The 13,547-nt window shown below is 74.2% G+C and carries 14 protein-coding genes; 8 read left to right on the top strand and 6 right to left on the bottom strand.

Going from position 1 to position 13,547, the window contains the following annotated elements:
* Positions 1-10 precede the first annotated feature (10 nt).
* The 3 genes from FGW31_RS19050 to FGW31_RS19060 form a co-directional block, all read right to left on the bottom strand.
* Positions 11-580: a hypothetical protein gene (locus FGW31_RS19050; protein WP_142194648.1), complete on the bottom strand. Its 570-nt coding sequence runs from the start codon at positions 578-580 to the stop codon at positions 11-13.
* 60 nt (positions 581-640) lie between these two features.
* Positions 641-1,582: an N-acetylmuramic acid 6-phosphate etherase gene (gene murQ / locus FGW31_RS19055; RefSeq protein ID WP_142194649.1), complete on the bottom strand. Its 942-nt coding sequence runs from the start codon at positions 1,580-1,582 to the stop codon at positions 641-643.
* 124 nt (positions 1,583-1,706) lie between these two features.
* Entirely contained in the window at positions 1,707-2,642 is a 936-nt protein-coding gene (locus FGW31_RS19060) for a MurR/RpiR family transcriptional regulator (protein ID WP_142194650.1), read from the bottom strand.
* Positions 2,643-2,698: 56 nt separating this feature from the next.
* Between FGW31_RS19060 and FGW31_RS19065 the strand changes: the two genes are divergently transcribed.
* Complete coding sequence (locus FGW31_RS19065; protein WP_142194651.1) at positions 2,699-3,106, top strand: hypothetical protein; 408 nt, start codon at positions 2,699-2,701, stop codon at positions 3,104-3,106.
* On the top strand, positions 3,103-3,381 hold the full coding sequence (locus tag FGW31_RS19070) for a DUF4031 domain-containing protein (protein WP_142194652.1): 279 nt from the start codon (positions 3,103-3,105) through the stop codon (positions 3,379-3,381). The genes FGW31_RS19065 and FGW31_RS19070 overlap by 4 nt, the downstream gene beginning before the upstream one ends.
* Here the strand turns inward: FGW31_RS19070 and FGW31_RS19075 are convergent.
* A complete protein-coding gene (locus FGW31_RS19075; RefSeq protein WP_142194653.1) occupies positions 3,363-4,430 on the bottom strand; it encodes a GNAT family N-acetyltransferase in 1,068 nt (355 codons plus the stop codon). The two genes, FGW31_RS19070 and FGW31_RS19075, sit on opposite strands and share 19 nt — an antisense overlap.
* A 10-nt stretch (positions 4,431-4,440) precedes the next feature.
* Positions 4,441-5,103, bottom strand: coding sequence for an HD domain-containing protein (locus FGW31_RS19080; RefSeq protein ID WP_142194654.1), 663 nt, complete (start codon positions 5,101-5,103; stop codon positions 4,441-4,443).
* Positions 5,104-5,399: 296 nt separating this feature from the next.
* Between FGW31_RS19080 and FGW31_RS19085 the strand changes: the two genes are divergently transcribed.
* From FGW31_RS19085 to FGW31_RS19100, 4 genes are all read left to right on the top strand, one after another.
* Complete coding sequence (locus FGW31_RS19085; RefSeq protein ID WP_142194655.1) at positions 5,400-6,263, top strand: alpha/beta hydrolase; 864 nt, start codon at positions 5,400-5,402, stop codon at positions 6,261-6,263.
* Positions 6,264-6,630: 367 nt separating this feature from the next.
* Positions 6,631-8,421: a S8 family peptidase gene (locus FGW31_RS19090; RefSeq protein WP_233452521.1), complete on the top strand. Its 1,791-nt coding sequence runs from the start codon at positions 6,631-6,633 to the stop codon at positions 8,419-8,421.
* Between the two features lie 110 nt (positions 8,422-8,531).
* The gene (locus FGW31_RS19095; protein WP_142194656.1) at positions 8,532-9,212 is read left to right on the top strand and encodes a maleylpyruvate isomerase family mycothiol-dependent enzyme; all 681 of its coding nucleotides are present in this window, start codon (positions 8,532-8,534) and stop codon (positions 9,210-9,212) included.
* An 86-nt stretch (positions 9,213-9,298) separates the two neighbouring features.
* Complete coding sequence (locus tag FGW31_RS19100; RefSeq protein ID WP_142194657.1) at positions 9,299-9,988, top strand: copper homeostasis protein CutC; 690 nt, start codon at positions 9,299-9,301, stop codon at positions 9,986-9,988.
* Between the two features lie 119 nt (positions 9,989-10,107).
* On the opposite strand, the gene FGW31_RS19105 is transcribed toward FGW31_RS19100, so the two are convergent.
* Positions 10,108-12,177, bottom strand: a complete 2,070-nt coding sequence (locus FGW31_RS19105) for a HelD family protein (protein ID WP_202432023.1) — start codon at positions 12,175-12,177, stop codon at positions 10,108-10,110.
* A gap of 618 nt (positions 12,178-12,795) precedes the next feature.
* Between FGW31_RS19105 and FGW31_RS19115 the strand changes: the two genes are divergently transcribed.
* On the top strand, positions 12,796-12,981 hold the full coding sequence (locus FGW31_RS19115; RefSeq protein ID WP_161174926.1) for a hypothetical protein: 186 nt from the start codon (positions 12,796-12,798) through the stop codon (positions 12,979-12,981).
* A 178-nt stretch (positions 12,982-13,159) separates the two neighbouring features.
* Positions 13,160-13,447, top strand: a complete 288-nt coding sequence (locus tag FGW31_RS19120; protein WP_233452522.1) for a hypothetical protein — start codon at positions 13,160-13,162, stop codon at positions 13,445-13,447.
* Positions 13,448-13,547: the final 100 nt, after the last annotated feature.

A 13,547-nucleotide genomic window follows, 5' to 3' on the forward strand; every position in this document is an offset into this window, starting at 1 on the left:
AAGGCCGCGGTCAGGCGTTGCCCATCGGTTCGATGTCGACCCGCACCGGCGTCCCCCACACGCGCAACACCTCGTAGTCGGTGAACTCGTGCACGATCCGGTACGCCATGGCGGGCCGGGGCCCGCGCCGCTGCGCCGCGATGTACAGCTCCGCCTCGCGCCGGTCCCGGCGCGGGGTCCCGCACAGCTGCCACGCCTGGCCGTTCCACAGCTCCGGCAGCCAGCGCTGCTGCGGCTGCGGCCGGTCCCCGCGCACCCCGTACCGGGAGGGGGCGGGGTCGGCGGGCCGGTGCTGCGGGGCCGGGCCGTTGAACTCGGCGCGGCGGGCGGCGCGGCGGCGGGTCTCGCAGAGCAGGCACAGGTCCGGGGCGCTCTCGTCGACCGGTCCCGTGGGGTGCTCGGCGCAGCGGGTGCTGGGCGCGGCCGTGGTGACGCTCTCCTCCAGCAGGTCCAGGGCGCGCCGCAGGTCGTCCTTCACTTCGTGCAGCCGGGCGTCCGGGGTGTCGGCGGACAGCGCCTCGCCGTGCTCACCGAGGACCCGCAGGGCGCGGCCCAGGGCCGTGAGCTGCGCGTGGTTCATGGTGGTCTCCGTGTCGGGTGGGTCCAGTATCCCAGCGTGCACGGGTGCGGGTCCGCGCGGTCAGTCGCGCGTCTGCGCCTTGGCCAGCGCCGCGCGCAGATGACCGGCGGACTCGCCGAGGAGACGGGCGGCCGTCGGGCCGTCCACGCCGGCCAGGATCACCAGGATGGCGTTCTTGACCTCGCCGTCCGTGGCGGCCAGGGCACGCTCGATGGCGTCGTCCTCCGCCCCGGTCACCTGGGCGACGATACGGCGGGAGCGGGCCCGCAGCTTGTCGTTGGAGGCGCGCACGTCGACCATCAGGTTCCCGTACGTCTTGCCCAGCCGGATCATCGTGATCGTCGACAGCATGTTGAGGACGAGTTTCTGCGCCGTACCGGCCTTGAGGCGGGTGGAGCCGGTGAGGAACTCCGGGCCCACCACCACCTCGATGCCGTGCTCGGCGGCCGCCGCCAGCGCGCTGCCCCGGTTGCAGGCCAGGCCCACGGTGAGGGCGCCGCGGGAACGGGCGTACTCGACGGCGCCGATGGCGTAGGGGGTGCGGCCGGAGGCGGAGATGCCGACCACCGTGTCGTCGGCGGTCAGTCCCAGCCCGGCCAGGTCCGCATGGGCCAGCTCGCGGGAGTCCTCGGCGCCCTCCACCGAGGTGACCAGCGCGTCGGGGCCGCCCGCGATCAGGCCGACGACTCTGGACGGGTCGGTGTTGAAGGTCGGCGGGCACTCGGAGGCGTCCAGCACGCCCAGCCGGCCGGCGGTGCCCGCGCCCGCGTAGACCAGCCGGCCGCCCCGGTCCATCCGGTCGGCGATCGCGTCGATCGCGGCGGCGATCCGCGGCAGCTGCTCGGTGACGGCGCCGGCCACCGTGGCGTCCTCGCTGTTCATCAGCCGGGCGATGTCGAGGGTGGGCAGCCGGTCGACGTCCGCCAGTTCGGGGCGGAACGCCTCGGTGGTCATGGTCTCCAGCTGGGAGCGGAGGTCCTCGTTCGGGGGGGTGGCAGTCATGGCGGTGTCTTTCCGGTCTGGGGTGGTCGGCATGTCCTGGGGCGCGGGGCCGTGTCGTGGTACGGCCCCGCCGCGCAGGGGCAGCTCAGTCACGGACACTGCGGATCTCCACGACGACGCGGCGCTACGGTCCCTTGCGCGCCGCCTGGTGCCGGTGCGCCAGCGCCTCGTACGACGCGGCCAGCGCCGGTGCCGCCGACTCGTACGTCCGCTGGGCGACCCCGACGAACAGGCAGTCGACGACCAGCAGTTGGCCGGTGCGGGACGACATGGCGGCCGGGCGCAGCTCGCTCTCGCGGGCCGTGGACGTGGTCAGCACGTGGTCGGCGTACTGCGTGACGGGACTGTCCGGGCGGCCGGTGACCGCCACCGTCGTCGCACCGTGCTCGAACGCCACCCGCAGCGGTTCGATGACGTCACCGGTCGTCCCGGAGTGGGTGATGGCGATCGCCACGTCACCGGAGCGCAGCTGCACCGCGTTGGTGACGGCGAGGTGCGGGTCGCTGTGGGCGTGCGCCAGCAGGCCTATGCGCAGCAGCTTCTGGGTGAGGTCCTGGGCGACCAGACCCGAGGCGCCGACGCCGTACACGTCGGTGCGGCGGGCGCCGGCCAGGGCGGCCACGGCCGCGGTGAGCTGCACGGTGTCCAGGCCGGCCGCGGTGTCGGCGAGGGTCTGCTGCTCGTCGTAGGCGAGCTTGGCCACGACGTCGGCGATGGGGTCGTCGACCGCGATGTCCGTGGTGATGGCGGGCGCCCGGCCGGACTGCTGCTGGGCGGCGAGGCCGGCCAGGGCCAGCCGCAGGTCGCGGTAGCCGGGGTAGCCGAGCAGGCGGGCGGTGCGGACGACGGTGGCCTCGCTGGTGCCGGTGAGCTCGGCGAGGCCGGTGACCGTGAGGGCCGCGCAGCCGGCCGGATCGTCGGCGACGGCCTCGGCGACCCGCTGCATGGAGCGGGTCATCGACGGCGCCAGCGTGCGCACCTTGGCCGCGAGGGCGGCGGGAGCGGGCAGCGCGGCGGGGGAGCCGCCACCCGCGAAAATTTCCTTCACTTCATTGGTCACAGTATGAAAGATATTTTCGGCTCGGCCGTGCGGTCAAGAGTGCGCACAATAGGGGCATGGACCCCCACGGTGGAACGGGCGCCCCTTCGGTCGGCCCGCTGGAGCAGGCGCTGCACGCGGCGCGCGCCCTCGTCCTCGCCGACCTCGTCGCGCGCGAGGTCGCCGAGGCCGACGTGGTGTCCCTGGTGGAGGAGTCCGTCACGCACCGCCGCTGGTGGGTGGAGCAGTGGCCGGAGGGCGCCGGTTTCCTCGCCGGCCTGGTCGCCCAGGACGTGCAGGACGCGCTGCTGGAGCGCTACGGGCGCTGGCCGCTGTGCCCGGTGTGCGGCTCCGGCGATCCGCACGCGCTGGAGGTGCAGCCCGAACTCGGCCCCGATCCGCACTGGGTGTGCCACAAGGCAGGCGTGAAGGTCGCGGCCGTGGGCGCGCTGGGCCGGGCCACGGGCGGAGCGGCCGATTCGTGACCGTCTACATCGACCCGCCCACCTGGCCGGGCCACGGCCGGATGTGGTCCCACCTGGTCAGCGACCTCTCCTACGACGAACTGCACGCCTTCGCCGACCGGCTGGGCGTACCGCGCCGCGCCTTCGAACGCGACCACTACGACATCCCCGAGCACCGGTACGCCGACGTGGTGCGCGCCGGTGCCGTCGAGGTCAGCAGCCGCGAGGTGGTGCGGCTGCTGCACGGGGCGGGGCTGCGGCGGCGCAAGGGCGCGCTTCAGCCGCGCAGTTCGTAGGTGATCTGCCCGTCCTGCCGGGACACCTCGGTGAAACCGGCCCGGGCGACGACGTTCCGCGACGGCACGTTCTCGTCCTCGACGACCGCCCGCACGGTGTGCACACCGTCCTGGTCGAGCGCCCACGCCGACAGGGTGCGCAGGGCCTCGGTGGCGTAGCCGCGGCCGCGGGCGTCCACGGAGAGGTCGTAGCCGATCTCCACCTCGCCCGCCGCGGGCGCGCCGTGGAATCCCATCGCGCCCACCGCGCGGTCGTCCGCACGGCCGACCAGGACGTACATGGCCCACTCCGGCCGGAACACGCCCTCCTCGTACTGCTTGACGAGCATCCCGGCACCCTCGCGCGTGCCCTCGAACGGCCCCGACGCCACCCAGTCGAACCCGCCGTCCCCGCCGAGGGCCAGATCGGCCGCGGCGGCCGGGGTGACGCCCTCCAGGGTGAGCCGCTCGGAGCGCAGCACCGGGTTGTTGCTCCAGCGCCAGCCGGTGACGGGCTCCCGGCCCGGCAGGTCGCCGCGGCCGGTCGCCCACAGCAGGGTCCGCCAGGGAGTGGGGCCGGGGCGGACCTCGGGGAAGATGCGGGTGAGGACGAACGAGGCCAGCTCGGCGGGCGGTTCGTACGGCGTGCCGCCCAGGCCCTCGGTGATGTCGTGGGTGTGCAGCAGCACCTCGGCCACGCCCATCGCGGCGAAGCCCTCGCGGTTGGCGTGCCGGAACGGGTACGGGTGGAAGGCGCGCACGGCGCGCGGCGTGGTGCGGACGGCGGCGGCGAGCAGGGCGCCGGTCGTGCGGAGCACGCGCAACACGCCCGCGTTGTCGGTGCCGTCCACGAAGCGCAGCTCGAACGGCGCGTAGCCCTCGGTGGCGCGTTCGGCCAGCTGGCTCGCGTATCCGATGAGGACCTCGGCCAGGTGCAGGGCCGTCTCCCGGCAGTCCCACTCCAGCCGTCCGGCCCGCACCGCCTCCCAGTCGCGGTCGGCGACCGGCTCCAGCGCCGCCACGCAGTGCGCGACGGCTTCCTCCACCTGTTCCGCTCCCAAGGCATGCATGACGGGCAGGTTAGGCGGGGGCCGGAGGTGCGGTCGACAGGATTTCCAGCTCGCCGCGCAGGTTGTAGCGGGCGGTGGCCTCCCAGTGCTCGCGCCCGTACGGGGTGCGGAACAGGCGCGGCAGCGCGAGGAGTTGGCGCAGCACGTCGGCGCGGCCCGCGCGGAAGGCGTCGTTCGGCACGAAGTGGTACTCCTCGCGGACGGCGGCCGTGTAGGCGGCGTACGCCGACGGCGGCGAGGCGAGGACCGCCAGGTCGGCGTCGCACAGCACCTGGCCGTCGCGGTCGTCGTCGGCGGGGTCGTGCGTGACGGTGAGCCGGACCAGCCGGGCCACCTCGGCGGTCCTGTCCGCGGACACCCCGGCCTCGGTGAGGGCGCGTTCGGCGAGGCGCGCGGAACGCTCCTCGTTCTCGGAGCGGTCGGGCAGGTAGACGGCGTCGTGGAACCAGGCGGCCAGCCGGACCACGTCCGGATCGTCGGCGTACTCCTCCAGCGCGTCGACGTGGTCCAGGACGGCGGTCAGGTGGTCGAGCGTGTGGTAGTGCCGCTGCGGTTCGCGCCAGCGGTCGAGCAGGTTGTCGGCGTACGGCGCGGGGTCGGGGCCGCCGCCGGGGCCGCGGGCGCCTTCCAGGGCGCGGGCGAATCGGGCACGCAGGGCATCGGTGTCGGCCATGGGGCCATTGTCGCCGTGTTCCGCGTGCGTGGCCGCTCCGCGTCCCCGGTGGGGGGAGGGAGGCGGCGGTCGGGGTGCCGGCCCGCCGGCGGGCGCGGCCGGATACGGCGGGCTGGATGCGGGGTGGCTGGATACGGGGTGGCCGGAAACGGGATGGTCCGGAAACGGTGTAGTACGGATGATCTTCCGCTGGGTAGGGTGATCCGCCCGAGCGCGAACCATTCTCCGCACGCCGCCCACCGGGACCTCCCGCCCGGCCGTGGCCCGCGTGCGGCCGACATCAGGGAGACCGGGGCATGCCCAGTCAGGCGCGACCGACGTTCGTCCTCGTCCACGGAGCCTTCGCGAACTCCTTCTCCTTCGCGCCGCTGCAGGCCGAACTCGGCCTCCTCGGGCACCGTTCGGTCGCCGTCGACCTGCCCGGCCACGGCTTCGGTGCCACCTACACCCGCGCCTACCAGGCACCGCAGGACCCCGAAGGGCTCGCCACCGCACCCGGCGCGATCAAGGGGGTCACGCTCGCCGACAACGCCGCGCACCTGATCGGGATCCTGGAGCGGGCCAAGGGGAACGGCCCGGTGATCCTCGTCGCGCACAGCCGCGGCGGCGTCACGGCGACGGCCGCGGCCAACGCGCGGCCGGACCTGATCGACCGGATCGTCTACGTCTCCGCCTGGTGCCCGGTCGCCCTGGACGTCAACGACTACTACGCCGAGCCGGAGATGGCCACGGTCGACGCCGCCTCCCTCGGCCTGGCGATGGCCGGGAACCCGGCCGAACTCGGCCTGCTCCGCGTCAACTTCCGCACCGCGGACCCGGCCGCCCTCGCGGCGTTCAAGGCGGCCTTCCTCGCCGACGGCACCGACGAGGAGTTCCTGACCTTCCTCAACACCTTCCAGCCCGACGAGAACCTGGACGTCGGCACCTCCGCCGACCGGGCGCAGGCCGCGACCTGGGGCCGCGTCCCGAAGACCTTCGTCCGGCTGGCCGACGACGCGAGCATGCCGCTCGCCATGCAGGACCGGCTGATCCGCGAGGGCGACGAGCTGACGCCGGACAACCCGTACGACGTCCGCACCCTCGGCGGCAGCCACCTGAAGTGGCTGGTCGACCCGGCGCCGGCGGCCCGGGTCCTGGGCGACCTCGCCGAGCTGCACTGACGGCGGCGCCGCCCGCCACGCCGGCCCGGACACGGGGCGCGCACGCGCACGGCTCCACGGCCGCACGGACCGCGCGGGCGCCCCGGAGTTAATTGCGTATCCGTAGGCAACAGCTTCCGGATAGTGGGGTTCCCGGGGCGGCCGTAGGTTCCTGCCACCGGTTCGCCGAACGTTCAACCAGTGCACCGCACGCCGTTGCGGGCGCGTTCGGCCGAGACGGTCGTGCTTGCCCGCGGCCCCCCACCAGGTTGCCGAACCTGTTCTCTCCCCCGAGGCAGCCTGCCGGGGCAAGCCCGGGTGTTTGTCATGGACAGAACCACCGCTGGTGCCGCGTGTCCGGCCCCAGCTCGTGAAAGGCAGCCCCACCTTGAACGGTTCCAGACGCCTGCGCATATCCCTGCTGGCGGTGACGACGGCCGCGCTCCTCGGTTCAGGACTGACGGCGGCCGTCGCCGCGCCCGCCGCACAGCCCGCCCCGGCCACCCCGAAGGCCGCCGACGACGCCCCCGTCGAGCGCCTGATCGTCGGCTACGAGAAGAAGGCCGCCGAGGCCAGGTCCGACGCCGAGGCCAGGAAGGACGCCCGGGCCAAGGGCGTGAGGGCCGGCGAGAGCCTCGCCTTCGAACGCCGGCTGGGCACCGGCGCCGCGCTCGTCGACCTCGGTGACGAACTGAAGGGCGGCTCCCTCCAGGACGTCATCGACACCTTCGAGGCCGACGCCGACGTCGCGTACGTCGCCCGCGACACCCGCATGTACGCGATGTCCGGCCCCGACGACACGTACTACTCCAGCCAGTGGGACCTCTTCGAGGCCACCGCCGGCATGAACGTCGAGAACGCCTGGACCGGCGGCGCCTCCGGCCAGGGCGTCACCGTCGCCGTCATCGACACCGGCCACGTCCCGCACTCCGACCTCGACGCCAACGTCGTCGCCGGATACGACTTCATCTCCGACGCCTGGAGCGCCCGCGACGGCGGCGGCCGGGACGGCAACCCCCGCGACGAGGGCGACTGGACGCTCGAGAACGAGTGCTACTCCGGCTCCCGCGCGAGCAACTCCTCCTGGCACGGCACGCACGTCGCCGGCACGGTCGCCGCCGTCGCCGGCAACGGCAAGGGCGTGGCCGGCGTCGCGTTCGACGCGTCCGTCCAGCCCGTCCGCGTCCTCGGCCGGTGCGGCGGCAGCACCGCCGACATCGCCGACGCCATCGTGTGGGCCTCCGGCGGCTCCGTGCCCGGCGTGCCGTCCAACCCCACCCCGGCCGACGTCATCAACCTCAGCCTCGGCGGCTCCGGCTCCTGCCAGACCGTCACCCAGGACGCCATCAACGGCGCCGTGAGCCGCGGCACCACCGTGGTCGTCGCCGCCGGCAACTCCAACACCGACGCCTCCGGCTTCACCCCGGCCAACTGCGGCAACGTCGTCACCGTCGCCGCCGGCGACCGCGAGGGCAACCGCGCGAGTTACTCCAACTACGGCTCGATCGTCGACATCACCGCGCCCGGCGGCGAGACGGCCGCCGGCTCCGCCAACGGCATCCTGTCCACGCTGAACAGCAGCACCACCACGCCCGGCTCCGAGACCTACCGGGCCTACCAGGGCACCAGCATGGCCGCCCCGCACATCGCCGGCCTCGCGGCGCTGATGCACGAGAAGGACCCGGCCCTCACCCCGAGCGCCGTCGAGGCCGCCCTCAAGAACAACGCCCGTGCCCTGCCCGGCTCCTGCTCCGGCGGCTGCGGCCACGGCCTCGCGGACGCCGCGCGCACCCTCGACGCGCTCGGCGGAGGCGGCACCGACCCGGGCGGCCAGGTCTTCACCAACTCCGAGAACTGGAACATCCCGGACGCCGACGGCCGCTACGTCTACTCGAACATCGCGGTGAGCGGCATCAGCGGCCACGCGCCGTCCGACCTCAAGGTCTCCGTGGACATCAAGCACACCTACCGCGGTGACCTGAAGGTCCAGCTCTTCGCGCCCGACGGCACCTCGTGGACGCTGAAGAACACCAGCTCCTCCGACAGCGCCGACCACGTCGTCGCGCTGTACACGGTCAACGCCTCGTCCGTGCCGGCGTCCGGGACCTGGCAGCTGCGGGTGACCGACGTCTACTCGGGCGACACCGGGTACATCGACTCCTGGAGCCTGACCTTCTGACGTACGGCCGGGTGAGAGGACGAGCAGGGCCTGCCGGTGCCGGGGGGCACCGGCAGGCCCTGCGCCGCGCCCCGGGCCCGATCGGCCCGGCAGGCCCTACCGTGGACGGCATGACGACTCCTGCGGATGTGCACGACGTACGGGACCCGGAACTGCCCGGACGGCTGCTGGCCGTCGAGCGGGACGAGCTGGTCCCGCTGCTGCGCGGGCGGGCCGACGCGGACTTCGCGCTGCCGGTGGCCGCCTGTCCGGGCTGGACGGTGCGGGACGTGCTGGCGCACTGCGCGGCCGCGTTCACGCGGGTGCGGGAGCGCCGGTTCGAGGAGGGCGTGTTCTCGCCCGAGGCCAACGACCGGGACATCGCCGAGCGGGCCGAATGGAGCGACCAGCGCGTCGTCGACGAGCTGGAGCGCGGGATGACCGAGGCCGGGCCGCTGATCGCCGGGGCGGGCGGGGCGCTGGACGCCCTCGCGCTCGGCGAGTGGGTGCACGCCGGTGATGTGCGCGAGGCACTCGGGGAGCCGGGCGCGTACGCGGGCGCGGGACTGCCGTACGCGCTCACCCTGCTGGCGCAGGTGACCGGCCGGCGCGGCCACCTCCCGCTCCACGCCGACCTGGACGACGCCGACGAGCCGCTGCGGCTGGGCGACTTCTCGGGTGAGCGGCCTCCGGCGCGCTACATCGGCGACGGGCCGACGCTGGTCAGGCTGTACACGGGACGGCCGGTGCACGCGGCGGCGTACGAACTGGCCGGGGTGGAGGCGCAGGAGCTGAACATCTTCGGCGGGTGAGCCGGGGTGAGGGGCCCGGACGGTCGGGCGTAGGCTTGGATTGGACTAGACCTGTAGAGCCGACCGAGCCCGACGAATGGGGTCCCATGAGCAAGCGTGCAGTCCTGGAGGTGATCGCCCTCGACGTCGAGGACGCGGTCGCTGCCCGGGCCGGAGGTGCGGACCGCCTCGAGCTGGTCGCCGACATGGCGGCGGACGGGCTGACGCCGGCGGCGGCGACCGTCGAGAAGATCCGTGCGGCCGTGGACCTGCCGGTACGGGTGATGGTGCGGCTCGCGGACGGTTTCGCGGCGGGCGACGTCGAGCGTCTGGTGCGGGCGGCGCGCGAGATGCGCGCGGCCGGTGCGCAGGAGTTCGTGCTCGGGTTCCTGGACGCGGACGGGTGCGTGGACCTGGCGGCGGTGGAGCGGGTCGTCGGCGAGCTGGACGGCTGCCGCTGGACCTTCCACCGCGCGATCGACCGGGCCGCCGACCGGGACGCCCTGCGCAAGCGGCTGGACGGGCTGCCGGGGCTGGACACGTACCTCACGGCCGGGGCGGCCGAGGGCGTGGACGCGGGGCTGCCGACGCTGCTCGCCGAGGCGGGGCGGCGTGGGGAGCCGGGGTACGGGCCGCAGTTGCTGGTGGGCGGCGGGCTGCGGCTGGAGCACGTGCCGCAGCTGCTGGCCGCGGGGATCGACGGCTTCCACATCGGCGGTGCGGCCCGGCCCCGAGGATGGGACGGGCCGGTGTCGGCGGAGGCCGTCGCCGCCTGGCGGGACGCGCTGGACGGCTGAGCGGCTGGGCCGCCGCCGTGCAGGTCCGCGCGTGCGGCCCGCCCCGGCGGCATTGCTTCCCGCGACCGCGGCATCCCCTCCCACGGCCGCAGCGGGCCGCGCCGGTCGCCCCGCTGCCGCTACCCCAGCTGCTCCGGCAGCGGCGCGGCGTGGGTGACGACCAAGCCGGAGACCGCTCGGGTCAGGGCCACGTACAGGCGGCGCAGGCCGGTGCGTTCGTCGGGCTCGGCGTCGACGACGGCGCGCGGCTCGTCCAGCACCACGTAGTCGTACTCCAGGCCCTTCGCCAGGGACGCCGGGACCAGGGTGAGACGGGTATCGTGCGTCGTCTCCTCACCGGGGGCGACGAAGGTGATGCCCGCCGCCGCCAGCCGCTCCGCCAGCTCCGGAACGCGGGCGTCCGCCGCGATGAGGCCGGTCGAGCCCTCGTTGCGGAGCAGTTCGCGGCAGGCGTCGACCACCTCGCCGGCGTCTTCGATCCGGCGCACCTCGAAGAAGCCCGGGTTCTCACGGATCGACGCCACCGGGGTCAGACCGGGCGCGATGTGCGGGAGCAGCCGGGAGGCGTAGGCGATGACGTCCGTCGGGACGCGGAAACCGGCCGTCAGCTCCTCGACCACCGCGTCCGGCTTGCCCAGGTGCTCCAGCGCCTCCTGCCAGCTCCGGGTCGCCCACGGCGTGGTGCCTTGCGCCAGGTCGCCGAGGACGGTCGCCGAACCGGTGGTGCAGCGGCGGCCCACCGCCCGGTACTGCATCGGGGAGAGGTCCTGCGCCTCGTCGAGCACCACGTGCCCGAGCGAGTGCGTGCGCTGGATCAGGTCGGCCGCCTCGTCGATCAGCACGGCGTCCGCGGACGACCACTTCGCCGACTTCACCGACCGGGCCGGCCTGGCCCACAGGATCGCCTTGCGTTCCTCCTCGTCGAGCAGCCCTTCGGCGTGCTCGGCCAGGAACTCCGCGTCGCTCAGCAGCCGCAGCACCAGTTTCGCCGGGTCGACGGCCGGCCAGACGGCCTTCACCGCCGCCTTCACCGCGCTGTTGCGGGCCACCGCGTCCTGCACCCGGTCGTCCGGCGCCTCCCCGGCCCGTTCCATCTGCACCAGCACGGCGTGCGCGATGCGCTGCGGCAGTGCGTCGCGGGCGGCGCCGTAGCGGATGTCGCGGTCGAGCAACTGGCGCACGATGTCCTGAAGTTCGTACGCCGCCACGCGCCAGCGGCGTGAGCCGCGCACCACCACGACCGGCTCGGTGGGCATGGTGACGTGCGAGTAGAGCGCCCGGCGCAGCACCTGCGCCATGCGTGCGTCCCCCTTGACGACCGCCGCCGCCGCGTCGTCCGTGCCGCGCACCTCCACGTGCGCCACCAGGTCGTCCACGGTCGCCTGCGCGACGGTCAGTTCGCCCAGCGCGGGCAGCACCTGCTCGATGTAGTGCAGGAAGGACCGGTTCGGGCCGACGACGAGCGTGCCGGTGCGGGCCAGCCGCTCGCGGTGGGCGTAGAGGAGGTAGGCGACCCGGTGCAGGCCGACGGCGGTCTTCCCGGTCCCGGGACCTCCCTGCACGCACACGCTGCCGGACAGGCCGGACCGTACGATCTCGTCCTGCTCGGGCTGGATGGTGGCGACGATGTCCCGCATCGGGCCGACGCGCGGCCGTTCGATCTCCTGCTGGAGCAGTCTGCTGGTGGTGGTCGCCTCCGCCGGGTCGGTGAGGTGCTCGTCCTCGTACGCGGTGAGGTCGCCGCCGGTGTAGCCGAAGCGGCGGCGCAGCGCGACGTCCTGCGGGTCCTTCCGGGACGCCCGGTAGAACGGCTGCGACACCGGCGCGCGCCAGTCGATCACCATCGGATCGCCGTCCGCGTCGTGCACGTGCCGGCGCCCGATGTAGAAGCGTTCGCCCTCCGCGCCCTCGGCCTGTCCGGCGCCGGGTGAGTGCAGGTAGTCGAGGCGGCCGAAGAACAGCGGGGTGTCGCTGAGGTCGGCCAGCGCCTTGATGCGCTCCTCGATCTGGCGTTCCAGCACGGCCGCGTTGACCCAGTTCGCGGTGACGTCGGTGATGTCGAGGGACTCGACGTCCTCGCGCATCGCGCGCAGTGCGGCCCGGGAGGCGGAGAGGTGGGCGCGTTCGCGGGAGAGGGGGTCGTCGGCGGGGTCGTTCACGAAATCGCGCACGGGCGTGGACGCGGACAAGGGGGTGCCTCCGGTGGGCCTGCTGGCTGGTTGCGATGACTCGCTGCTGGGTGCTGCGTCGTGCCGGCCGGTTTCCGTCCGGGCGGCGGCGCTCCGCGAGGGGAGGCGGGGAAGAGCGGAGATTCTAGGGCGGCGGCCCGGCGGTCTCCAAACGATTTACGCGCCACGCGCGTCCCCGGTCGTGTGCGCTCCCCGGATGTGTGCGCTCCCCGGTCGGGTGCGCTCCTCGGTCGGGTGCGCTCCTCGGTCGTGGCGACCCCCGTCGTGTCCGCCTCCCCTAGGGTCTGTCGTTTGGATCAGGTCGGCTGGGAGACGCAGCGCTTCTCAGCCCACCCGAGCGGGGCGTGGTGCGTGCAGCTGCAAGGCGGAGGAGGGCGGCGACGCGGAGCGTCGACAACCGACGACAACGCAGCAGATGTGCGTGCCACGCCCCGCGAAACCGACATGATCCAAACGACAGGCCCTAGGGGACGGGCCCGTCCTGCCTGCGGGGGACGGCTCGTACCGCAGGCGTACCCCGGGGGCCGGCGGACCGGTCCCCGAGGTGGACCACGGGGCCCGGCGGACCGGTCCCTGCGGCCGATGCCCGTTCCGGGGCCGGAGAGCAACCATGGAGACATGAGCGCAGCCACCGTCAACCCAGCCCCGCCGCCGGTCCGGCCGGCCGGCGCGACCGCCGTCCAGGGCAGTCACCCGCACCGTCTCGGTGACGCCCTGCGCGCGGTGAAGGTCTTCCTCGGCGCCGCCTTCGACGTGATCGTCCTCGGCGAGTACGGCGAGGAGGCGGGCGTCCGCCGGAGGTAGCGGCCGCCCGGATGAGTACGGGCGCGCGCCCGGCTGAGTACCCGCGCTGGTGCGCCGGCCGCCGCGGCGCGGCTTCACTGCTCCCATGAGCCCTCACCGCCCCGCCGCCGCACCGTCCGTCCGGCAGTACCGGGCCGAGCGGGACCGCCGCGCCTAGGTGGCCCCCACCGTCGCGACCGTGCTCGGGGCGGTCCTGACCCCGTGGGCGGTGCTGCTCGCAGCGATGTCGGTCATGGCGACCGACGGCTGCGGGCCCGACGACTGCTCGCAGGCGCTGACGACCGCCCTGTCCCTGATCTACGGCACCCTGTTCATCGGCGGAATCCTCACCACGGGCGCCTGGTTCGCCGCCTGGCTGCTGCCGTGGACCCGCCGCTGGTCGGTCCTGCGTGCCTGGCTGGCCGGCTTCTCGCTGCTGCCGCCGGTGCTGGTCCTGGTGATGGTGTTCATGCTGCCGGCAGGGTGACGTTGAGGGCGGCCCGTCACGGCCGTCACGGCCGCCGGTTCACCGCCCGTGCGGCGGCAGCGCGCACGCTGCCGGCCGCGTGACGGGCGGCGCGCCTTCG

This window comes from Streptomyces calvus (assembly GCF_006782915.1).
GTDB lineage: Bacteria > Actinomycetota > Actinomycetes > Streptomycetales > Streptomycetaceae > Streptomyces > Streptomyces calvus.

What these genes read in the sequence shown, in the direction of transcription:
- murQ (WP_142194649.1), bottom strand. Translation starts at nt 1,582, where the DNA reads ATGACTGCCACCCCCCCGAACGAGGACCTCCGCTCCCAGCTGGAGACC.
- FGW31_RS19050 (WP_142194648.1), bottom strand. Translation starts at nt 580, where the DNA reads ATGAACCACGCGCAGCTCACGGCCCTGGGCCGCGCCCTGCGGGTCCTC.
- FGW31_RS19085 (WP_142194655.1), top strand. Translation starts at nt 5,400, where the DNA reads ATGCCCAGTCAGGCGCGACCGACGTTCGTCCTCGTCCACGGAGCCTTC.
- FGW31_RS19080 (WP_142194654.1), bottom strand. Translation starts at nt 5,103, where the DNA reads ATGGCCGACACCGATGCCCTGCGTGCCCGATTCGCCCGCGCCCTGGAA.
- FGW31_RS19065 (WP_142194651.1), top strand. Translation starts at nt 2,699, where the DNA reads ATGGACCCCCACGGTGGAACGGGCGCCCCTTCGGTCGGCCCGCTGGAG.
- FGW31_RS19095 (WP_142194656.1), top strand. Translation starts at nt 8,532, where the DNA reads ATGACGACTCCTGCGGATGTGCACGACGTACGGGACCCGGAACTGCCC.
- FGW31_RS19100 (WP_142194657.1), top strand. Translation starts at nt 9,299, where the DNA reads ATGAGCAAGCGTGCAGTCCTGGAGGTGATCGCCCTCGACGTCGAGGAC.
- FGW31_RS19115 (WP_161174926.1), top strand. Translation starts at nt 12,796, where the DNA reads ATGAGCGCAGCCACCGTCAACCCAGCCCCGCCGCCGGTCCGGCCGGCC.
- FGW31_RS19075 (WP_142194653.1), bottom strand. Translation starts at nt 4,430, where the DNA reads ATGCATGCCTTGGGAGCGGAACAGGTGGAGGAAGCCGTCGCGCACTGC.